Source organism: Nostoc sp. JL31, assembly GCF_017114965.1.
Classification (GTDB): Bacteria; Cyanobacteriota; Cyanobacteriia; order Cyanobacteriales; family Nostocaceae; genus Nostoc; species Nostoc punctiforme_A.
Genome location: NZ_JABXKO010000068.1, coordinates 45,096 through 68,263, shown reverse-complemented (window position 1 = coordinate 68,263; position 23,168 = coordinate 45,096). Strand labels below are relative to the sequence as shown.

Here is a 23,168-nt window from a genome sequence, read left to right as displayed (position 1 = left end):
CGCTAACATTTAAATTTGGTGTTTTTTCAAAACTACAGTGTCAAAGATTGAGGATTTGTCTCAATCAATTTTGCTAAATCTTGCAAGAACGCCGCAGCATGGGCACCGTAAATAATCCGGTGGTCAGAAGTAATATTTACTTGCATTTGTTGCCGCACGCCAAATAAACCGTCGGGTGTTGCTACCACTTGCGGGCGGGATGCCCCGATCGCTAAAATTGAGCCTTGTCCAGGCGGTAAAATCGCATCAAATTTATCCACGCCAAACATCCCCAAATTGGACAGGGTAAAAGTACCACTGTTGTATTCTTGGGGCTGTAGTTGTTTTGCTCTCGCACGTTCTACCAAAGATTTCCAAGTACGCGATAGAGAATAAATATCCACTGCGTCTGCATTTTGCAGCACAGGTGTAATTAATCCGCCATCATCCATCGCCACTGCTACAGAAATGTTGATATCAGAATGATAAACAATACCCTGGTCTGAGTAACTAGCATTTAACAATGGGTGTTTTTGCAATGTCACTGCTACAGCTTTCGCCAGTAGCGCTGTCATTGTCACGCCTTTGGATTTAATTTGTTTATAAAGTTTGTCTAATCCGTCGGTGGTAATTGTATAACCAACACGGAAGACGGGCACGGATATGGTAGCTACCATGTTCCGCACTACGGCATTCTGGAAGGTAGTTAAAGGCACGGTTTGACCAGGAACAGCCGCTGTCACGGGTGCGGGTGCTGGTATCCGAGGTGCTGGGGGTGCAACTGGGACGCTGGTTGGTACGGGTGCTGCTGGCGCAACTGGGGCAGCTGCGGGTTGCTTGCCCTTGTTAGACAATGCTTCTACATCTTCGGCGACAATGCGTCCGTGGGGGCCACTGCCTTGGAGTGTAGTTAAATCAACTTTGAGTTCTTTGGCTAACTTGCGGGCACGGGGTGAAGCTACAAGCCTTCCTTCTTTGTGGTTAGACCCGTTTTGAGACGCTAAGGCAGGTGTTGCGGCTGAGGCTGTGGCAGCAACTGGTTCCGTGGAAGAGGTAGGAGTAGCAGCCGCGCCGCCAGAATTGGCAAGAGATTTCGCCTGTTCAATTTCAGCTTCCGTTTCAGCGATGAAGGCGATCGCAGATCCTACCGGGGCAGTTTCACCAGCTTCAACTATGATATGGGCAAGAAATCCCTCATAAAAGGTTTCTACATCCATATCTGCCTTATCTGACTCTACAACCACCACTGTTTCGCCTTTTTCCACTTTGTCCCCAGGCGATTTCACCCAGGAGACGATTTTGCCTTCCGTCATGGTGGAACTCAGCGCCGGCATAAATACTTCGTGAATGCTCATAGGGTGGTTTGGAAATCAATGGTTTATGGACTTTAACAGTTTTTATCAGATCGAATTGTATCTTGATGGGAGAGTTTTAGACTGTTTATATTTTAGGTTGGGCATTGGGAATTGAGAATTGAGCATGGGGCACTTGTACTGAGCGTATCGCTAAAGCGAAAGCTCCGCTAACGCGTAGCGTCTCGAAGAGAAGTCGAAGTATTGGGAATTGGGAATTGGCATTAGTTATTCACTAATGACTAATGGCTCTAGGAACCTAAATATAGCTTAGAGGTCTATAATACAGAGCTATCCTCTATGGGTTAGCCAATATCTCAATCTAGTTTTAGTCATTGACTTGCAAAAACCACCACGAGTTTCTCACAGATTAAATGGGATTGCTATTTAATATTCCTCATAACCACTACTTAAGATACAAGAGCTTCTTACGGATAGAGGATATGGGATGTAGTTCAATCTAGAATTCAAAATTGGTAAAAAACCTATTTGAAATTCCTGTTTACTTTTATGTCGGCAAAGCTGAAATTCTTTTTGATTGTGATATTAAGTATCTCTGCTACGGCTGGTACTGGAGTTTATATTATTCAGCACCAGCAATCTGCACCGATTGTTGAGACTAGTGATGAGCAAACCCAGCAGATGGGAGCAATACATCAGTCTCAGGAAGTTGCAGCATTCTCAGAGCGTTCCGATTATCAAACTATACCTTTAGAAAAACTTAACTCATCTCTCCAAGGCAGTAATCCTACTACCCTTGCCCTGAATGCCTTTGAGGAGATAGCAGTGGGAGAATCGCGAAAGATCGAGGTAGTTTATCCGCAACCAAATCAGGCATTAGTGACGATTACGCAAATCAAGCGGGGTAATAATTCAGTTGGGACGGTTAAATATCGAGCGGAGATGACAACCTTTGGGCGATCGCTTTTTATTAGCTCACCTCCAGTGTGGCAAATTGTTTGGGCTGGCTCCCAGGTAGAATGTTGGGCTGGGAGCCGCTCTCACACTAAGTTAAATCACATCTGTCATTAGTCATTGGTCATTAGTCACTGGTCACAAAACAAATGACAACGGACAAATGACAAATGACAAATGACAAATTTAAATGTCGCCGCGAATTTCTTCTACAACGCCATCGCGCAGAACGATTTCGACTTGCATTTTGCTAATCAGGTTATCACCGATTTCTACCCGGAAAAAGCCTTCCATTTGGAATTGGTTGACTTCCTGATCTTGCTGGAGAAACTGCACTTGCTGGAGGTTTTGCAGCAACTGATTTTTTTGCTCCAAAAATTCACTTTTCTTTTGATTGACTTGGAGTTGGATATTGTCAATTTGTTGGAGAGTCTGAGGACCAGGTGGTTGCAGACTCTGCTTTTGAATTGCCGCGATCGCTCTTTGTCCTTCAACGTCTAGCTGTTGCAGTTGCTGATCGAGTTGATTGATTTGGGTTTGCAGCTGCTGTTGTACTTCCTCTTTCCAGAGGGGAGTCACAATAACTTTGACGTTAACGACGCGTTTCAGAAGCAAATTAGATTTGGAGACATCCATAAATATTTCACGTTCACTCTTTACAGTTAGCAGGTGGAATGATCAGGCAAACATGCCGTCAATAATATCGCGATAGCGTTCCGTGACGACATGTCGGCGAACTTTTAGTGTTTGTGTCATCAAGCCATTTTCGATGGAAAACGGTTCCAGGATGAGTTTAAACATTCCGATGCGGTCATCCGGTCGATAGCCTGGACGATTTTGGACTTCCCGATTCAATTCTTGGCGAAATAAATCCTGGATCATTCTACTCTCGAAGTCAATTTTTTGACTATCTGAGGAAGTCACTCCATCGCCCAGCGTATACAGCGTTAGATTCTGACTTGCTGCCCATTTTTCTAAGGCTTCGACATTGGGGACAATTAAGGCTCCCAGGCTGCGCCGATCTTGGCCGATGAGCATAATTTGATCGATGTATGGCGATCGCAAACACGCATCTTCAATCGGCTGTGGCTCGATGTTTTCCCCGTTAGTCAATACAATCGTATCCTTAGCTCTGCCAGTCAGCACTAAGTCGTCTTGTGGTGTCAGCCAACCCAAATCGCCGCTATCAAACCAACCCTCAGCGTCAATTGCTTTCGCTGTCGCTTCGGGATTTTGGTAATAGCCTTGCATAATCTGCGGGCCTCTCAACAATACTAAGCCTCGCTTCTCTATTGGTAAAGGCGCTTTTGTCTCAGGATCGACGATTTTAGCTTCTGTAGCCGGGAGTGGTAGCCCTGATGCGCCAATCAAATTCCGCCAAGGACGCCGTACATGGGTGACAGGAGAAGTTTCTGTCAAACCGTAGCCTTGTAAAATCTGTACGCCAATAATTTCAAAGAAATTATCTATGTGTCTGGGAAGCGCACCGCCGCCGCTAATCATCTGCTTAACTTGTCCCCCTGTGGCTTCCCGAACTTTGGCGTAAACCAGTCGTTCTCCCAAGGCATGGAGGGGTAATAAAGCTGATGCTTGGATCTTAGCTGCTAATCGTTCGGCGGCCGAAGCATGAAGATTATTTAAATCCAATCCCTGAGCAGTTCGCTGCGCTTTGATATATTTGTCGCTAATGCCCAATAAAAATTTAATTAGGCGTTGCTTGTTGGCTGGTTGTTCGCGGAACTGCTTTTGCACTCCTTCATAAATTGATTCCCACAGGCGGGGTACACCGACCATGTAATTGGGTTTAAATTGTCTCAAATCCCCTTTTACAGAGCGCAAGTTGGTATAAACTTGCGTACAACCTTGAGATAGTAGGTAATATTCAACAGTTCGTTCATAGCTGTGCCACGAAGGCAAAATACTGAGAACTATATCACCCGCGTTTGGTTGCAATACTGTGCCAAAACTGATTACTTGGTGCATCAAATTGCTATAAGACAGCATTACACCCTTGGGTTTACCCGTAGTACCAGAGGTATAAATTAGAGTTGCTAGAGCGTCACGATTTTGCTTGACTGGCACAAAATTATGACTTTTCCCGATTTCGAGCAACTGCGAAAAGTTCAGTACCTTTAGGGTTTCGTCTGTTGGTGGTGCTTCATCGGAAAGTAAGATTACCACTTGAATTGGTAAATCTTTGAGGCGGTCTTGGAGTTTTTTAAGTGTTTTTAAATCTTCAACGACGATCGCTGTACTGCCGCTATTAGTGATAATAAACAGCAGTTCTTCTTTTTCGGCTTGGGAACTACGCACCGCATCAACGCCTCCAGCAGTCATGATGCCTTGATCGGCAATAAACCACCGAGGACTATTGTCAGCAATTAGGGAAATGCGATCGCCTACTTTTACTCCCAACGCCTGTAACCCAGCAGCAAATAGTTGCATTTGCTCTGCCAACTGGGTATAAGTAATTGCCACTTCTGGTTTGGCGTGAGGATTGCGGAGAGCGACAACATCACCAAATCGTTGAGCTGCCAAAGGCCAAATTTCTGGTAGCGATTCCACGTTTGTGTAATCTACCAACCGCTTTAATGCTTGCCGTTCTCGCTCGCTGATGTTAGATAAAAAAGAAGATGCGGTTTGGGTTGTTGACATAACACCTTACTTAAAGATTTTAAACTGATTATTTTCCAGCTTATTTTGTTATTCCGCTACAATAACCATCCTTATTATCCACATACCCTTCTGTGTATGATAATTCCAGGAATTCCACGTTTATATTTACAAAAATTTATGTTAAAGTTAATTTACATAGAGTGCAAGCAATGATTGTGTTTGCATCTAAGAACAGCAATGTCTACGACGGGCTACGCCTATGTTTCACAGGAGATGATTACCTATGAATTTTATAGACGCCATCATGCTAACGCTGCTCAATATTGCTGCTTGCATAGCGTTACCGAAGATTTTAGCTATCCTTTTGGCTGATAAAACCAAACTTACTGAAACATTGGCAAATGGTTCCAAATTACAAGTAGCCAAAATTGAACTTACAAGTTTCCCTTATTGTACAGCTTACCCATTAACAGGTAGCCAATTTTGTAAATTCAGTCCTGATTTTTGCGCCAACTGTTCTCCAAATTGATGGACTATTAGTCTGTAAATTAAGTTTAAAATTTAGGTGAGGTAGTTTATCTACCTCACCTAAATTTTGGCAACACAACCGACTTAAATGCGGCTTAATGTCTACTATGAATAGCTCAAAACTCCATTATTATTGTATATTTCCTTAATCAGATATTTTGGTAAATATACAGTGAAGAAATTGTATTTAAATCTACTTCTTTAGGCTCATATTCGTCCTCATTAGTATGTTTAAATAAGGCTGTAAATGCACCAGCACCTAACCTGTCTTGAGGAAATATCCGATAACAAGTTATCGTAGTTAAATGAGATTGATATTTGGTTAAATTACTAATTTCTATCGCTTTAAACTGGGGAAAACGTTCCAAAAACCATTCACAAACTTGCTCATTTTCTTCGGGCGAATATGTGCAAGTCATATAAGCAAGATAGCCTTGCGGTGAAACAATTTTAGCAGAGTTAGCGATAATACGCTTTTGCCGATTTGCGCTCTTGTTAATAGCAGTTGGGTGAAAACATCCGGGTGCTTTTTCACCTTTGGCAAGTAAAGATTGTCCAGTACACGGAGCATCTACTATGACTAGATTGCTAGAGCCAGGAAAGATTTCGGCAAATATGGTCGAATCTCGATTAACCACTGCGCTAGGGCTAACCTGGCAACGCTTCAAATTAGAAATTAGCATTCCCAGACGTTTGCCAATTACTTCATTACTGATGAGTAATTCAGGTTTTAAAGCTCTCCAAGCGAAGATACTTTTACCTCCCGGTGCGGCACACATATCAAAAACTAAACGCACTGACTCAGGAATAGCTAACAAAGTAGTAGCTGCAAACACCGAAGAAAAATCTAAACAATAGAAATATCCTTTTTCATGCAAGGGATGCTTACCAGGTTTTTCTCCCAGAGATAAGCGGTCTATAAATTGTGGTTGCCAAGAGGTTGGTATTTCCACTGCCAAAGGTGAAATATCTGGCTTTTCTTGACACCAAAGAATACTAGGTGAAAAAGGCTGAGGATTGATTAAAGCCTCAATAAATTTTTCTTGCTCATCTAGATTAGCGAACAAACGCCGCGAGACTTTAAGTAATAAATTAGAAGGTTTTTCCATGTAGATGATGAGTTATCAATTACGAATTACGAATTACGAATTAGTACGTTGTATCTAAATCAAAATCAAACTGTTACACAAGAACAATGTAATTAAGGCTTTTGGCTTCATACTCAAAATATAATGACCGCCATTGGGAACGCAATGGCCAAGCTACCCCACTGCACCGGAGAAGGTCATGTTTTTAGATAGTTTTCAGGACAAATTACGCAAACAAGCACAATTATGGAGGGATGAAGGATTAATTAGTTCTTCGCAGTATGAGCAGATAGCAGAACGTTATCAATTTAAAAACCTGGAAGCTGCTGCACGCGATCGCAATAAAGCGATCGCGATCGCTATCGGTAGCATACTTTTATGCTTAGGCATAATTACCTTTGTATCAGGAAACTGGCAGGGAGGATCGCGAGAAATCAAAATTATTCTGATGATGAGTTTGTTTTTTGCGATCGCCATCACTGGATTTTACACCTGGAGACCACCTGAAGGAAAGAAGCCAGAACGAAGCAAACGCCAACTAGGAGAGGGGTTGCTAATTTTAAGCGCCTTCATCTTCGGTGCAAATTTACTGCTGATGGCCCAGATGTTCAATATCATCGGTTCAGCTTCTCAACTGTTTCTCGCTTGGGGATTCGGTGTTGTAGTCATGGCCTTCAGTTTGTCCTTAAATTCTTTAGGAATTCTGTCAATTGTCCTCGTGGAAATCGGCTACTGGACTGGACTAGAAGACTTATGGTACGCTTCAGGTGAGTTAACTTGGTCGCGGCTAGTAGTGCAGCATATGCCTTTGTTGGCATGGCTGGTATTTGTACCCTTAGCCTACTTCTGTCGTTCCCGTTGGATTTTTGGTCTAGCAGCCTTTGTTTTTGCTAGTTCCTTACAAGCTAACCTTAATCCTCTGCCACTGCTAAATTATGCTGATATAGCCCCTTGGGTGGCATCTTTTGCTTTTACACTGCCACCTGCATTATTCTGGAGTTATGATGATTTACTCTTTCCAACCATAAATTACAGATTGTTTCAATCTCTAGCCCGTAATTTAGCGTTGTTAAGCTTTGGCATCGTCTTTTACGTTTTGTCTTTTCGTTGGGTCTGGGAATCTCCAGATTATAGTTATAATCAGCCAACGAATTTGACAAACTTATTTGAGTCTCTGCCGATCATTGATTTGGGGATTCTCAGTGGCTTGGCAGTTTTACAATGGTTGTTTCTACTGCGCCAAAGAAATAATCCTCCGCGCCGCGAAGTGATTTTCACAACTGCTGTCATTAGTACATTTCTTATCTTTATTGCAATAGTACCTTTTTGGCATCAAACTATCAGCCGGATTGATGAACTTGGCATTTTTATTTTCAATGTACTTCTTGCAACATTAGCCTGGGGACTAATTCAAGAAGGATTGAAATTAAGCAACAGAAGTTCCTTTTGGGGCGGTATGCTGTTAGTAACACTGCAAATTATCAGTCGCGTGCAGGAGTACGACACCGATTTACTTTTTAAGTCGCTAGTCTATGTCCTGTGTGGTTCTGCTTTAATTAGCGCTGGACTCTGGTTTGAACGCCGCCTACCTGGTGGTAGCTCTACAAGTAAGAAGTAGTGCAAAAGATGAAAGAATTCAGGAGCAGAGCCGGAGACGCTCCGCCTCCGGTCAGAATTCAGGAAAAGTTCACTAAATCTAAAATTGAATGATTCCTAACTCTTAACTCCTAACTAAAAATCCCTGTGCGTCAAAATTTTTAAAGTTTCTCTGCGTTAGTCCTAATCTCGTTACTTTTAACCTCCTCAAGACCTCTGCTTTTTAGGACTACGCTCATGACTAATACTTCTTCTGAATCTAAGAATAAACCCTTGTCTCCTGAAGCCGAATTTTCCAGTAAGGTGACTTTTCGGGATTACTTGATTGCTACTGAACAAAAATCGAATAAGTCCTTACCTTTCTGGCGGTTACTTGCTCCCCTGGCGCTGCAAACAGGGCTAATTATGGCAGTACCAGCCCAAGCAGTTTATACAGACGTAACAGGTAAGACGGTGATTTTGCAAACCGTACCTGTAGACCCTAACAATGCGATCGAAGGTAACACCTTAGCCTTAGATTACAATATATCCCGTACCTCAAATTTGAGCAGACTACCTGGCTGGCAAACATTAGTCAGCAGAGGTCGTGGAAGTGGCAGAAGATTGCCTGAAGGAACTAATATTTATGTGACTTTGCAAGAGCAATTATCTTCTGGTCGCGGTGTTCCTAGAGCTTGGAGACCGTTACGAGTAAGTAGCGATCGCCCCACAACTCTAAGAGCTAACCAAGTAGCCTTAAAAGGTGTTTATCAGGATGGTTCCGTTAACTACGGTTTGGAAACATATTACATCCCAGAAAACCAACGGCAGCAGATTCGGAACGACTTACAAGCCCAACGTGCCCGGAGAGGACAAGTACCACCCATTGTGGTCAAGGCGAAAGTAGATCCACAAGGAAAGGCAGTGCCACTTAGTATGTGGGTGCGCGATCGCAACTATCGCTTTTAAGCTGTTAGGTAAAGCGTGTAAATATGCAAGCTTTGTCTCTAAAGTTCTGAGCGCTGACTTCCGGCGCTCAGAATTTTCTGTTTGTCATTTTTATTTATAAATGACAAACAGACTAGTGAATGTTGATGCCATTATCTAGCACCATTTGTGAGAGGTTAAGGTAATTGTACTAAGGTGCAGATTCCTAGATTACGCGAACGGTGAGATGAAAATATAAAGGATAGATAAAAAATAGTACTCTTATATACATTTTTCAGCAAAAAACATGAAGATTATGCAAAGATTGGTATGAGATTATATAAATCTAAGTAAATTTCCGCTATGTAAGTACTATCAGCTTATAAGCTGCTTACTCTTTTCAAGCGTCGAATAACACATTATTTTTTGTCAAAAGAAGCAGGGAAGCTCTTAGCAGGGAGCAAGGGGAAGGGACTGAGACGGAGCTTGTACTCTGCCCCAGTCAAGCGACCACCGAAGGAGGGGCTTGTACCCATGTTCCGCTTTGCTTCACGGCTTCGGGGCAGGGATTGCTCTCCCTGCTCCCTGCCCCGAAGCCTCTTCGGTCATTAACATCCATAGAGGTTGTTGGAATCACGACAAAGAATTCGTTAATCAATACTTGTCAAGTCTGAAACTTTCTAGTTCTGACTCTATGAACTTCTGATCGAAGAAAGCTTGATCTCAGAGTTCTCTGTGAATTCTGACTTAAAGAATTTTTATTGAAAGAGCAAGACTGTCAGGGGTTAAAACTCTATCATACTCAATTGAGGAAAGTTATATTATGCCCAGACTAATTGTTTCTTTTCCCCCGATCATAGGCACCTCTGCTTTGGATCTAGTGGTGGGTCAAGAGGATAATGCATTCCCAGCAATTGGAATTGAGGTTCTAAAAAACGGAGTCATCGATACTAGAGGAGGTAATGACACTATCAAGGGTAGTGCCACTGGTGGCGACGAAGATTTCTCCAGCAGTGAGGGCGCAGGCACTGGCACAGGCATTGCTAACAGTGGCATCATCGATGCAGGCAAAGGAGATGATACTATCTCTGGCACAGGCACTGGCGGTTTCCAGTATCGATACTCTGTACCTGGTATAGGTATCTCTAACACTCAAGGCGGCTACATTAATGGAGGAGACGGAAAAGATTTGATCTCCGGAACCGGAAACAGAGGCGACGATTTTGTAAGAGGCTTTGCTACAGGCATCAATAATACTCAGGATAGCCGCATTGATGGAGGATTTGGGGACGACTCTATCTTTGGAACTGGAAATGGGCAATCTGGAATTGCTGGTATAGGAATCTTCAACAGTGGTGGCAGCGATATTAATGGAGGAGAAGGGAAGGATTCCATCAAGGGAACTGGAACTGGTGGTACTACTAACTATGGAGGAGATGGTACAGGCATCTTCAACAGTGGTGGTAGCGATATTAATGGAGGGAAAGGAAACGATTCTATTACTGGTCTCGGTAAGGGCAGTAATGCAGATTTAGAACCTGTTAGATCATACGATGCGGGTAAGGGTATAGGCATCTCCAACAGTAAGGGTAGCGCCATCAATGTAGGGCAGGGAAACGACTTCATCTCTGGCACAGGCATCGGCGGTCAAGGGAGCTACGATACCCCTTTTGGGGAGCTTGGTCCTGGTGTCGGTATAGGCATTGTTAACAGTGGGATCATCAGTTTAGGCGATGGCAAGGATACCATCATCGGCACTGGCATTAGTAAAGGCATAGGTATTGTTAATACTAATGGCATCATCTGTGGAGGGGCAGGAGATGATACCCTTACTGGGTATGGCGCCAGCATTGGCATCCAAGGTGGCACTATTGATGGCGGAAACGGTAACGATTACTTCAAAGCCCGTCGAATTGATGATAGCGGTAAAGCGGTTTCAGACCAAGGGGGCGCTATTGCCAATGTCTTGATTAAGGGTGGATTTGGAGCCGACACATTTGATGTTGGTTACGGTAATGCCACAATCAATGGTGGATCGGGATGGGACAAACTAATTCTGTCTGATTTAAAAACTGATTACACGATTCTAGGCAACTCCAATAATTACACCATTAAACGTGATGAGTTCACCCTTAATGTCTTGAATGTTGAGGAAATCCTCTTTTTTGGCACTGCTCCACTGTAAATTGTGTTTGGAATTCCCGATCGGTAGACTGTGCTTTGGGTTGCCGATTGGATCAAAAAGACGCATCTAAAACAAAAAACTTTTAATTAGGTATACAGACGAATGGCACTAAGAAAAGTGCAAATCCTTAATCTGCCTGACTTTTGGGTGTAAGGGTTGCACAGTGAAGAATTAAAAACCAAATAATACTTACAAATCAACTACTTCCTCTACACTCCCACACCCAGAAGAAGCAAGGGTTTCACCTTTTCTTAGTGACATTCGTCCTTTTCCCCTCTTTTTTAATTAGCGATCGCACTAAAAATTTACCAGCATTCCACAACACACTGCTAAGGCACAATCAACACTGGGCAAGGGGAAAGGTTAATCACGCGAGTGGTAACGCTATCATCCGCTCCCTCTTCAGTCAAGCCTAGCCCCCGACAGCCCATGATAATTAAATCTGCCCCGATTTCATCAGCAACATCGCAGATCGTAAAAGCTGGTTTGCCTCGTCTTTCTAGGGTTTCAGATTGAATTCCTTGCCCAGAAAATAAAGATTGGGCATTTTCCAGCAGTTTTGCAACTACCTCTGGCGACACCATCGGATCGTCGGCACTAGGCGCGTCTGGAGGTGGTTCTTCTACCACAGACAGCAGTATCAAGCGACTGCTGTACTTTTTGACTACGTTGGTAACAACATCAGCAGCTTCCCGCGTTTCCCGGCTTTGATCGATAGGAAATAATACCGTCTTAAATATATCTGTCACTTGGGTACCCCTGACTCCGGTAAAATCTTGATGGTTCTACTTTCAAAACAATAACAAAAAGGCAATCAGGAGAGTTTGGTGTGTCCAAAAAAAGTTTAGCAAGTTTATCTTCGGCTGATATCTCTGGGAAACGTGCCTTAGTGCGGGTTGACTTTAATGTGCCTGTGGACGATCAAGGCAACATTACCGACGATACTCGCATTCGCGCCGCTCTACCAACCATCCAAGATTTGACGCAGAAGGGAGCTAAGGTCATTCTCGCCAGCCATTTTGGCCGTCCCAAGGGTGTGGATGACAAATTACGCCTAACTCCCGTTGCCAAGCGTCTGTCTGAGTTACTGGGGCAAGAAGTCATTAAAACTGATGATTCCATTGGTGATGAAGTTGCAGCTAAAGTTGGCGCATTGCAAAATGGCCAAGTGCTGTTACTCGAAAATGTCCGTTTTTACAAAGAAGAAGAGAAAAACGACCCAGAATTTGCGAAAAAATTGGCAGCTAATGCTGATTTTTATGTAAATGATGCTTTTGGTACTGCACACCGCGCCCATGCTTCTACTGAAGGTGTGACTAAATTCCTCAGCCCTTCTGTGGCTGGATATTTGGTTGAGAAGGAATTGCAATATCTGCAAAACGCCATTGAAAATCCCCAACGTCCTTTAGCAGCAATTATTGGCGGTTCCAAAGTTTCCAGCAAAATTGGTGTAATTGAAACACTGCTAGAGAAGTGCGACAAGCTGATCATTGGCGGTGGGATGATTTTCACCTTCTACAAAGCCCGTGGTTTGAATGTTGGTAAATCTTTGGTGGAAGAAGACAAGCTAGAACTAGCGAAGTCTTTGGAAGCTAAAGCTAAAGAACGTGGCGTTGCTTTATTGCTGCCCACAGATGTGGTATTGGCAGATAACTTTGCCCCTGATGCCAATTCTCAAACCGTTAGCATTGAGAATATCCCCGATGGTTGGATGGGTTTGGATATTGGGCCAGACTCGGTGAAATTTTTCCAAGAAGCCCTTGCAGATACCAAAACGGTAATTTGGAACGGGCCGATGGGTGTGTTTGAGTTTGATAAGTTTGCAGTAGGTACGGAAGCGATCGCTCATACCCTCGCCGAAATCGGTAAAACTGGCACAACTACCATCATTGGCGGTGGCGACTCAGTAGCGGCTGTGGAAAAAGTTGGTTTAGCCGACCAAATGAGCCACATCTCCACCGGCGGCGGCGCTAGCTTGGAGTTACTTGAAGGCAAGGTATTGCCTGGAATTGCAGCTTTAGATGATGCATAAGTAGGGACTGGGGACTGGGGACTAGGGACTGAAGAAGGGAATAGGGTAAAGGTTACAGGGTACAGATTATTCCCTATCACCTATCACCTGTCACCTTTCCCCAATACCTAAGATCCAATCCCCGACATAAGAAAAATATATGCAACCTAAATGGCTGGAATGGGCGCAAAATTTACAAGCGATCGCTCAAAATGGGTTGACTTATTGTGACGGTGTTTATGATATAGAACGTTACAAACAATTACGAGCGATCGCCACAGAAATTATGGCGAGTTACTCAAATGTAGAACACAGCTATATCCTCGATTTATTTAGCCGTGAATTAGGATATGCAACTCCCAAAGTTGATGTGCGAGGAGCAATTTTTCGTGACGATACTATCTTGTTAGTCAAGGAACGAGTAGACGGCTGCTGGACTTTACCTGGTGGATGGGCTGATGTTGGTGAGTCGCCCAGTGAGGCAGTTGTGAAAGAAGTATATGAAGAATCGGGATATCAAGCACGCGCTATCAAACTTCTAGCAGTCTATGACAGAAATAAACAAGGACATCCACCATTACCATTTTATGTCTACAAGCTGTTTTTTCACTGCGAACTTATTGGTGGTTCTCCATCATCAAGTATTGAAACTGAAGAAGTAGGTTTTTTCCCTGAAGGTGCGTTACCAGAACTTTCTCTAGGACGTGTGACACCAGCACAAATCAATCGGCTTTTTCAACATTATCGCCAACCAGATTTACCGACAGACTTTGATTAGCGCTGTTTTATAACTCTCACGAGATAAAAATTATAAACCTTTGTTGTAATAAGTTTTTATAAATACTCGCAGGTGATGCACAGAGGTAGACCTTACGATCCAACGAAGCACCAGCTAATTGCCTTACATTTAGATGTAGTGCAGACAGATTGAAAGACACTACTACAATGTCTAAGCTAGGTAGTAATGAACAGTTTGTAGTAAGGACTTTTAGTGCTTAGCCCTGGTTTGTCACTCTCGGAAAACAATAATCGAATCTAGATTCTGAGACTTAGATTGCATCAAGGTTTGAGGCTTTATTTTTTAACAGAAACTAAAATTTATAGATAAAAAGTGAAAGCCAAAGTCCCATAAACCTTTGGGTTATTGCATTCTCCAAAAGTGACAAAAGAGGATTAGAAAATCAAGGACTAAAGTCCTTACTACGAACTTGCTTACTATCAATTTAAACTTGACAGACTACTAGGGCGTTGTCTCAGGAGTTGGTATTGGTGTAGGTTCAGGTTCCGGTGTGGAGGTTTCAGTAGGCGTAGGTGTTGGTGTGGGCGTAGGTGTAGGCGTGGGAATTGGTGTCGGCGTGGATGTTTCCGTGGGCGTTGGTGTTGGCGATGGGGGAGGGGTGGGATTTTCCGCTGTAATGCTGAGTTGATAATCTACTGGTTTCGTTGCTGTGGAAACTACAACAAACTCATAAAATCCATTTTCTGGTAACTTAGTTGACAAACTACGCTTGGTAGAATCTTCTAAAAATCGAATTTTGCCAGAGGGTGAATAGACTGATAACAAGACTTGGGAATTTGCTTCTAGCTTCAAGTCTAGAGATTGGTCTTTGGCAAGTCCAGCAATGAATACCTTACCACCACCAGGTTGGAGAGTACTGCTGACTGTTTTGCCAGTAGCCCCAGGATCGAAGACAAGTTTCTGGAAAGCGCTACCGCCAAGGATTGCACTAAGTTGATCGCTAACAAATCCGTACCAAACTTGTCCAATGGGCTGACTCTGGAAAGTTTTACCCCGTTGCTCAGGAAATACACGTAAGAATGCAGTATCTCCCAAATCATACAAAGAACGACTACCAACGTTGATTTTGTTGACTTCTACTTTCCAGCGATCGCGTTCAGCAGTTGTGTAAGTTCCCAGTTTTTGGCGGGCATTATTACTCAGTGGTGCAAGCTTTTCCAACAATTCCGAAGCTGTTGTATCCCATTCTGCCCGCAAACTCTCATCTTCAGGGCCATTGCTGAGAGTACGTCCCCGTAAACTGGGATTTCTGTCCCAAAAAACTTGATTCACCAAGTTCACGTAGAAGTTAGAGTCAATACCCAACTGTTGACGGCGATCGCTTAATCTTTCTTTGCGTTCTCGTTCTGCTGGCGAATATTGGGCTAAAGGATCGGTTGGTTGTTCGCTAGTTGGAATGGGGCTGGCTGTGGAATTAGGGTCAACTTGCCCGACATCTCGTCTGCCATTCAATCCCCACCAAATTAATCCCACACTACCAGCAACTAGCGCCGCCACAAGGAAGGTTTTTGTTGGTGTCCACCAGGAAGAAGAGGGGGAAGATGAGGGATATGAGGGATATGCAGGGGTTGGGGAAGGTGGGGGAGGTGGAGAGACGGCGACGGTGGCGGATGTGGGTTGTGGTGGAGTGGGATATTGAGTTGGCGGATAGTTCGCTTGGGGTGAGTTGAGGGCTTGGAGTACTTGACGGGCTGATTGATAGCGATCGCTTGGTCTAGCCGATAGCATTTTATCTAATACCTGTGCCAAATCTTGACTCAGATTAACTTCCCGTCGCCATTTCCAGCTAAGAGTATAGGTATCAATTAATTCTTGGGGTTGTTTCCCTGTCAGTAAAACCAACATTGTTGCGGCCAAAGCATACAAGTCGCTGTGGGGAGATACTAACCCAGTTTGCATTTGTTCTGGGGGCGCAAATCCTATTTTACCTAATAAGGTTGGTGCTGGCGGAGGTGCAACCATACCGGGTTGGTAATATTCGGAAGCTACGGTTGCTACTACTTGTTTGACACCACCAAAATCAATTAAAACTGGCAGTTTGTCAACAGTGCGAAGCATTAAATTATCTGGAGAAATATCTCGATGAATTACTCCTAGTGAGTGGATGTATTCCAACACTGGCAAAATTTGCTGGAACAATTGGCGTATTTCCACTTCTGTAAAGCGCAAACCCTGTTGTATCCGGGCATTTAATAAAGAATTGTAAGTTTCCCCTTCTACATAATCCTGCACCAAAAACAGATATTCTTTGCCCCCTAAATTCAGCCGCAGCAGTTCTCGGAAACGGGGAATTTGGGGATGTTGCAGTTTATAAAGAACACTTGCTTCTCTCTCAAAGAGTTCTTCAGCTTTTTGGACAACGTAAGCGGTTTGAACTTGGGGGGAAAATTCTTTTAAAACACAAAGTTCGCGGAAACGGTTGACATCTTCAGCTAAATAAGTACGTCCGAAGCCACCTTGGCCAATTTGACGCACAATCACATAGCGATCGCCTAAAGTCAGTCCCGGTTGTATACCATAACTCATGGGCGTATCCAACAAATTTTCGCCACACTGGAGACAAAAGCGACTACCTGGGGAATTTTCATGTCCTTTAGAACAATATATTTTTGTCATTTGTTATTAGTCATTTGTCATTTGTCATTTGTTACTCTTCCCCAGTCCCCAATCTCCAGTCGTCTTATTTGCCAGATGGTACTTTACTGACTTGATCGGCTGCGATCGCATACCAAATTTGACCAAAAGTCTGTTGATTGAGTTTCCTACGCTGCTGATGGGGAAACAAGCGATCGAATTTTTCATTTGTGTCTTTGGTCAACTGATCGATTGTATAGTTGCCAAACTGTCCCGATCGCGCTTGTTGTCTCCATGTATCGTAATCTTTTTGACTATAGTTCCCCAATTTCCGACGAGATGCTGTACTGAGGTTAGCCTGTTCTAGTTTATCCAATAAATCGTCAGCGATACCAGACCATTCATCTCGTAAACCAGTGTCTTCAGATTTAGATGTCAGGCTACGTCCCTTTAATTCTGGTTTTTTTGTATAAAATAAATCATCTACTGTGCGAATAAAAAATCCTTCAGTAATTTCTAACTCTTGACGACGACTGATAATTTTCTGGAGGTCGCTATTTTTTCCTTTGTCGCCGGCTGGTTTTCCAGTTGGAAACTGTGGGATTTGCGGTAATGAAGGTAATGAAATTGATGGGATCGTGATTGAAGTTACGGCGCGAATGGCTGCATTTCCCGCCGCTAAAGTTAATCCAACTAAAGCCGTTCCCCCTAAACTCATCACAAAAGGGCGAATCCAAGCAGGGAAAGTTCTCGGTTTAGCAATCGCTTGCGTTTGCCTTTGAAATCTGCTCACAATAGCACTGGCGCGTTGTCTTCCCGGAGCAACGACCATCGTCTTGATCTTGGTGGTAATATAATTGCCTGGAGATTTAGTCGCAGTTGGTGATGGTAAATCTCTGAGAATTTGTTCGGCTCGTTGATAGCGATCGCTCGGTCTATAAGCCAGCATCTTTTTTAACACCGCTTCTAGTTTGGGACTAACTTGGATTTCCTTGCCCCATCCCCAAATTCCCTGATAGCTATCGTATAATTTCTGCGGTTCTTTACCTGTAAGCAACACTAATGTTGTCACCGCCAAAGAGTATAAATCACTACTAAAAAATGCCTTTCCCTGCCGTAGCTGTTCTTCTGGAGCGTAGCCCTTTTTACCCAGCAGAGTGTTATTTCCAACCAACTTGGTACGCCAAAAACCTTGAGAAGCTGGCAATTGCTTGACGCCCCCAAAATCAATCAGCACTGGCAAATTATCAGAACGCCGCCAGATTAGATTATCGGGAGAGATATCACGGTGAATTACATCTCGTGAGTGGATGTAGGATAACACAGGTAAAATCTCTTGCAGGAGGGTGATTACTTCCTCTTCACTAAAGGTTTTTCCTTGACTTTCACGCTGTTCTAATAACTGGTAGTAATTGTCACCATCCACATAATCTTGCACTAAAAAGAAAAAATCTTTACTGCCTATCTTCACTTGTAGCGAGGCGTGAAAACGCGGAATCTGTGGATGCTGGAGTTTTTTTAGGACATTTGCTTCTCTCTCAAATAACTCTTTAGCTTTTTGTAAATCTTGATTTTCTTGTACTTGGGGTGCAAATTCCTTCAGCACACAGGTTTGATGTGATTTATTGATATCTTCCGCCAAATAGGTGCGTCCAAAGCCGCCTTGTCCTAAATGACGGATAATTTGATAGCGATTATCCACAACCTGTCCCACAGCAAGAGGTAATGGTTCACCACAATGGGTGCAAAAGCGGTTACTACCATTATTTGTGTGTTGTTTACTGCAATAGAGCTGCATGGTGCTGAAGGATAAATTAAGGTTTTATTGAATGACTACAACGCGCATACCCTCATTTTCGGATATTCTACGAATTACGAATTACGAATTATTTTAACGGTGTTGGTTCTACTTCAGAATAAATAAGCAAGCGTCATGAACGGCAAATCAAGACAGCAGCAAGTAATTAAAGCATTTGAAGATTTTTTGTCTACCCCCCTAGAAACTGTACTGCAAAGGCATCTCAACACTCAAGCTTCGGCAGCTTTGAGTTTATTTCACGATGTGGCGGCGAATGTACCAGCCTACAAGGCATTTTTAGCAGAAAGGGAAATTAATCCCGCGACTATTCAAACCTTAGAGGAGTTTCAAAAACTACCAGCGATCGCTAAACAAAATTATATACTGCGTTATCCCTTACCTGACTTGTGCCGTAACGGACAACTAGAAGCGTGCGACATGATAGCTGCTTCATCAGGTTCTAGTGGTAAACCGACATTTTGGCCTCGTTTTTTCACAGATGAACTCCAAATCGCCACACGCTTTGAACAGATTTTTCACGATAGTTTCTATACAGATAGCAGACGTACCTTAGCAGTGATTTGTTTCACTTTAGGCACTTGGGTAGGTGGAATGTTTACTACTAATTGCTGTCGTTATCTTGCTAGTAAAGGTTATCTCATCACTGTAATTACTCCTGGTAACAACAAAGAAGAAATCTTGCGAGTTGTCCAAGAACTAGGTTCAGAATTTGAGCAAGTGGTGTTATTGGGATACCCGCCATTTTTGAAAGATGTGATTGATACTGGTATCGCTCGTGGTGTGGAGTGGCAGCAATATCAGATTAAATTAGTGATGGCGGGAGAAGTTTTTAGTGAAGAATGGCGAAGTTTAGTTGCCCAAAGAGTTGGTTCACAAAATCCTTGTTATGATTTTGCATCACTTTACGGTACTGCGGATGCAGGAGTTTTGGGTAATGAAACACCGTTAAGTATCTGTATTCGCCGTTTTTTGGCAGAAAATCCCGATGCAGCTAGAGCTTTATTTGGTGAATCGCGTTTACCCACACTAGTACAATACGATCCTTTCACTCGCTTTTTTGAAGTTCAAGATGGCGGATTGCTGTTTTCGGGAGATAACGGTATTCCCTTAGTGCGTTATGACATCTTGGATACTGGCGGGATAATTAGTTATGATGCCATGCTGCAATTTTTAGCAGAATGGGGATTTAACCCGCTTGAAAATCTCCGTTCTGATACTCAAGAATCAGCTAGAGGTATTCATCAGCTACCTTTTGTTTATGTCTTCGGCCGTTCTAATTTTACAGTTTCTTACTTTGGCGCAAATATCTATCCCGAAAATGTAACGGTGGGATTAGAACAACCAGTAATTCAAGAATGGGTGACAGGTAAATTCGTGTTGCAGGTGAAGGAAGATGCTGATAAAAACCGATTTTTATCTGTAGTTGTGGAATTAGCGGTAGGGGTAGAGGGTAGTGAAGCTCAAAGACTTGCGATCGCATCTTCTATTCTTTCACAACTGCTACGCCTAAATAGCGAATTTGCGAATTATGTTCCCGCAGAATATCAAACACCGCAAGTTACATTAGCCCCAATGGGTGATTTTGAATATTTCCCCATTGGGGTGAAGCATCGTTATACCCGTCAATAGTACAAGACGCGATTCATCGCGTCTCTACAAGTGTTGCACCCCTATTTTTATTTGCTACTCTCTATTTTTCACTTTCTCTTGTTGATGCCAAAGAGTTAAAATTTGGAAATGTGGATAGACACGCATTTTTATACTTGGATAAATTGAATAAATATAACTATACAAAAACTTACATTCCTTAACTTTTCGCGAGAACAAGCGGATCTCAAGGAATGAGAAAGAGACTACAAAGTAGACTAGATAAGAGTAATAGTACGTAGACTCTACTGAAAATAGAGTGGTTTTTGGTAAGGACAGAGAGCTGGAGCATTTGCATCTCTAAAGTACTTTCGGACTATATTGCACGTTTTATGCATTTCGGCTCAATCCTGACTTCATCAGACTTAGTTGTTTGCCTAAACGCATTGGATATGGTGCAATACCAAGTAATTTCTAATTAAAAATTATTATTATCTTTTACTCAAAAAATAATCTCTAAAAAACCTATCAAAAGATAGATGACAAAACTTAGATTAGGTTTATTTTACTTAAGTTTTGCTATACCAATACCTTAAAAAGACTTATATATAAGGATTTATCGCACAACCTTAGTCAGATTTATAAAATTCAGAAGTTTTGATAAATGCTTGCTCAGGTGGAGGCTTTATGATAATGTCTCCTAATAGCGCTAGAGTTAGATGCAAATTAGTCGCAGATAGCTTTTGAGGATTTCTAGAACTAGTGTCAAGCATTATCGATAATATACAATCGCTGGCCTATTCGGCATCTGTGGGATTGATGCTACCTCAAAAGCATTATTCCTGCCCTAGTAGGAATTTTTATCAACTTATGGTGCAAAAATTATGGCGCCAGCTTTTGCTGGCTACTCATACCATGTAATCCGCTTGGTGAGAATTTTGCTGATTGATATCCTGACTTTTACTAGTGCAATTACTACCATGCTTTTAATACACATCCCGCAACCACCACTTAGAAAAGTTTACGGAATATAGACGAAAGTCACTAAATTTTTCCAGTCAAATTAATTTAATCGAACCATCATGTTGAATATTGGGATGTATTTGTGGCAATTTGATCAGCCAATACTGAAAAGAAAATTCTCTAGATTTTTAGCTTTTATCCTCAGTGCTATTTTAGTTGTAGTTTTGGCAAATAACAGTTTTGCGACTGCACCCAAAACTACAGAGATATTATGGGATACTTACGGCATACCGCATATATATGGTAAAGATGCTCCAAGCACTTTCCAGGCATTTGGTTGGGCACAAATGCAGAGTCATGCTAACTTGCTGTTACGCCTCTATGGTCAAGCTAGGGGAAAAGCAGCCGAATACTGGGGAGAAGAGTATTTAGAATCTGATAAATGGGTCCTGACGATGGGAGTACCCAATCGTGCTAATTCTTGGTATCGGGCACAAAGTCCAGCTTTTCGTAGTTATATAAATGCCTTTACCAGTGGGATAAATACTTATGCCAAAGCCCATCCTGATTTGATTGACGAGCAATTAAAAATAGTATTACCTGTCAAGCCAGAGGATGTATTGGCACATTTGCAAAGAGTACTGTATTTTACTTTTATCGTCAATCAAGAACAGGTAACAGATATTACTCATACTCAATCGAAAGCTGGTTCTAACGGTTGGGCGATCGCACCTAAACATTCTGCCAGTGGTAAGGCGATGTTGCTGGCAAATCCCCACTTGTTATGGTCGGATTTATTTGTCTGGTACGAAGCACAAATTACCGCCCCAGAGATGAATGCTTCTGGAGCAGCGCTGGTGGGAATTCCGGTTTTAGCGATCGCCTTTAACGATTATTTGGGTTGGACTCATACTGTCAATACTCATGATGGTTGGGATGTATACAAGTTGAAATTGACTGATGATGGTTATCTTTTTGATGGCAAAGTCCGTCCTTTTACAACATCAAAGTTTTTGTTAAAAGTCAAGCAAAAAAATGGCTCCTTAGTCGAACAATCATTATTAGTCAAAAGTTCCGTCCACGGTGCAGTCGTTCAAGAAAAAGATGGGTTTGCTGTGGCGCTGCGGGTTGTCGGTGCAGACCGTCCTGGTGTGTTGGAACAGTGGTGGGATATGGCGCGTTCCCGAAACTTAACCCAATTTCAAAAGGTATTGAAACGCTTGCAACTACCGATGTTTACCGTCATGTATGCAGACCGAGCAGGACATATCATGCACTTATTCAACGGTCTGGTGCCGATTCGTCAACAGGGAGACTTTCAATATTGGGAAGGTTTAATTCCTGGCGACACATCTAAGACTTTGTGGAAAAAAATGCACCCATACCAAGATTTACCGCGTGTGATTGATCCGCCTAGTGGTTGGTTGCAAAATGCCAATGATGCGCCTTGGACAACGACTTTTCCATCTGCCATCAAAGCAGATGATTATCCTGCTTATATGGCTCCACGAGGAAAAATGCCTTTCCGCGCCCAAAGTTCTGCAAAAATGCTGGCTGAAGATCCAAAAATTTCTTTTGTGGAAATGATTAAGTACAAACATTCCACCAAAATGGAACTTGCAGAACGCATCCTCGATGATTTAATTCCCGCGGCTCAAAAATATGGCGATCAATTAACTCATCGTGCTGCTGATATTTTGGCTGCTTGGAATCGTAATGCTGATGCTGATAGTAGAGGCGCAGTATTGTTTTCTTTTTGGTGGCAAGAAATGGATCAAGACCAAACCTTTAGTATTCCTTGGAATGAGAACTCGTGGTGTACCACACCCGATGGTTTGAAAGACCCAGAAAGTGCAGCGAAAGCGCTACAAATAGCCGCGGCGAAAGTCGAAAAAGCTTATGGAAAGCTAGATGTTGCTTGGGGTGAAGTCTTCCGAGTGCGTAGCGGAAACTTAGATTTACCTGCTAATGGTGGCGATGGGGATCTAGGAATATTCCGCGTCCTCAATTTTGCTCCCTCTACTGATGAACGCTTTCAAGCAGTCGCTGGTGATAGTTATGTGGCGGCCATTGAGTTTTCTCAGCCAGTCAGGGCAATGGCCTTACTCAGCTACGGTAACGCTACTCAAGCCGGTTCGCCCCACATTACCGACCAACTACAACTTTTTACTCGCAAGCAACTGCGTCCTGTTTGGCGAACTCGCCCAGAGGTATTGGCAAATTTGGAGGAACGCAAAACTTTTTGAGAGC

General features: G+C 42.9%; 17 protein-coding genes. 10 read left to right on the top strand and 7 right to left on the bottom strand.

The window, feature by feature from the left end; genetic code table 11:
* Positions 1-32 precede the first annotated feature (32 nt).
* Positions 33-1,334 carry a dihydrolipoamide acetyltransferase family protein gene (locus HWQ43_RS16000; RefSeq protein ID WP_292735520.1) on the bottom strand — a complete coding sequence of 434 codons (1,302 nt, stop codon included), beginning with the start codon at positions 1,332-1,334 and terminating at the stop codon, positions 33-35.
* Between the two features lie 507 nt (positions 1,335-1,841).
* Between HWQ43_RS16000 and HWQ43_RS15995 the strand changes: the two genes are divergently transcribed.
* The gene (locus HWQ43_RS15995; protein WP_292735517.1) at positions 1,842-2,363 is read left to right on the top strand and encodes a hypothetical protein; all 522 of its coding nucleotides are present in this window, start codon (positions 1,842-1,844) and stop codon (positions 2,361-2,363) included.
* 69 nt (positions 2,364-2,432) lie between these two features.
* Here the strand turns inward: HWQ43_RS15995 and HWQ43_RS15990 are convergent, their stop codons facing one another.
* The gene (locus HWQ43_RS15990) at positions 2,433-2,882 is read right to left on the bottom strand and encodes a YlqD family protein (protein WP_012412623.1); all 450 of its coding nucleotides are present in this window, start codon (positions 2,880-2,882) and stop codon (positions 2,433-2,435) included.
* 42 nt (positions 2,883-2,924) lie between these two features.
* Positions 2,925-4,901: an AMP-binding protein gene (locus tag HWQ43_RS15985; protein ID WP_292735514.1), complete on the bottom strand. Its 1,977-nt coding sequence runs from the start codon at positions 4,899-4,901 to the stop codon at positions 2,925-2,927.
* Between the two features lie 244 nt (positions 4,902-5,145).
* Here HWQ43_RS15985 and HWQ43_RS15980 point away from each other — a divergent pair, with 244 nt between their 5' ends.
* The gene (locus HWQ43_RS15980; RefSeq protein ID WP_292735511.1) at positions 5,146-5,391 is read left to right on the top strand and encodes a hypothetical protein; all 246 of its coding nucleotides are present in this window, start codon (positions 5,146-5,148) and stop codon (positions 5,389-5,391) included.
* 148 nt (positions 5,392-5,539) lie between these two features.
* Here HWQ43_RS15980 and HWQ43_RS15975 read toward each other — a convergent pair whose 3' ends face one another.
* Positions 5,540-6,499 (bottom strand): RsmB/NOP family class I SAM-dependent RNA methyltransferase, encoded by a 960-nt coding sequence (locus HWQ43_RS15975; RefSeq protein WP_292735508.1) that lies wholly within the window; start codon positions 6,497-6,499, stop codon positions 5,540-5,542.
* Between the two features lie 178 nt (positions 6,500-6,677).
* Here HWQ43_RS15975 and HWQ43_RS15970 point away from each other — a divergent pair, with 178 nt between their 5' ends.
* The 3 genes from HWQ43_RS15970 (at position 6,678) to HWQ43_RS15960 (ending at position 11,165) form a co-directional block, all read left to right on the top strand.
* Positions 6,678-8,096, top strand: coding sequence for a DUF2157 domain-containing protein (locus HWQ43_RS15970; RefSeq protein ID WP_292735505.1), 1,419 nt, complete (start codon positions 6,678-6,680; stop codon positions 8,094-8,096).
* Positions 8,097-8,311: 215 nt separating this feature from the next.
* Positions 8,312-9,022, top strand: a complete 711-nt coding sequence (locus HWQ43_RS15965; RefSeq protein WP_292735503.1) for a GDYXXLXY domain-containing protein — start codon at positions 8,312-8,314, stop codon at positions 9,020-9,022.
* 781 nt (positions 9,023-9,803) lie between these two features.
* Complete coding sequence (locus tag HWQ43_RS15960) at positions 9,804-11,165, top strand: hypothetical protein (RefSeq protein WP_292735500.1); 1,362 nt, start codon at positions 9,804-9,806, stop codon at positions 11,163-11,165.
* Positions 11,166-11,494: 329 nt separating this feature from the next.
* On the opposite strand, the gene HWQ43_RS15955 is transcribed toward HWQ43_RS15960, so the two are convergent.
* Entirely contained in the window at positions 11,495-11,905 is a 411-nt protein-coding gene (locus tag HWQ43_RS15955) for a universal stress protein (RefSeq protein ID WP_094348733.1), read from the bottom strand.
* Between the two features lie 89 nt (positions 11,906-11,994).
* Between HWQ43_RS15955 and HWQ43_RS15950 the strand changes: the two genes are divergently transcribed.
* Together HWQ43_RS15950 and HWQ43_RS15945 are read left to right on the top strand one after the other, a co-directional pair.
* The gene (locus HWQ43_RS15950) at positions 11,995-13,197 is read left to right on the top strand and encodes a phosphoglycerate kinase (RefSeq protein WP_292735498.1); all 1,203 of its coding nucleotides are present in this window, start codon (positions 11,995-11,997) and stop codon (positions 13,195-13,197) included.
* Between the two features lie 139 nt (positions 13,198-13,336).
* Positions 13,337-13,954, top strand: coding sequence for an NUDIX hydrolase (locus HWQ43_RS15945; RefSeq protein ID WP_292735495.1), 618 nt, complete (start codon positions 13,337-13,339; stop codon positions 13,952-13,954).
* A 462-nt stretch (positions 13,955-14,416) separates the two neighbouring features.
* Here HWQ43_RS15945 and HWQ43_RS15940 read toward each other — a convergent pair whose 3' ends face one another.
* Positions 14,417-16,591 (bottom strand): serine/threonine-protein kinase, encoded by a 2,175-nt coding sequence (locus HWQ43_RS15940; RefSeq protein ID WP_292735492.1) that lies wholly within the window; start codon positions 16,589-16,591, stop codon positions 14,417-14,419.
* Between the two features lie 64 nt (positions 16,592-16,655).
* Positions 16,656-18,347, bottom strand: a complete 1,692-nt coding sequence (locus HWQ43_RS15935) for a serine/threonine-protein kinase (RefSeq protein WP_292735489.1) — start codon at positions 18,345-18,347, stop codon at positions 16,656-16,658.
* A gap of 135 nt (positions 18,348-18,482) precedes the next feature.
* Between HWQ43_RS15935 and HWQ43_RS15930 the strand changes: the two genes are divergently transcribed.
* The 3 genes from HWQ43_RS15930 to HWQ43_RS15920 all read left to right on the top strand — a co-directional run bounded on the left by HWQ43_RS15930 (position 18,483) and on the right by HWQ43_RS15920 (position 23,164).
* On the top strand, positions 18,483-19,997 hold the full coding sequence (locus tag HWQ43_RS15930) for a phenylacetate--CoA ligase family protein (protein ID WP_292735486.1): 1,515 nt from the start codon (positions 18,483-18,485) through the stop codon (positions 19,995-19,997).
* An 842-nt stretch (positions 19,998-20,839) separates the two neighbouring features.
* Complete coding sequence (locus HWQ43_RS15925; RefSeq protein ID WP_292735483.1) at positions 20,840-20,989, top strand: hypothetical protein; 150 nt, start codon at positions 20,840-20,842, stop codon at positions 20,987-20,989.
* A 48-nt stretch (positions 20,990-21,037) separates the two neighbouring features.
* Positions 21,038-23,164, top strand: coding sequence for an acylase (locus tag HWQ43_RS15920; protein WP_292735481.1), 2,127 nt, complete (start codon positions 21,038-21,040; stop codon positions 23,162-23,164).
* The last annotated feature ends 4 nt before the right edge of the window (positions 23,165-23,168 follow it).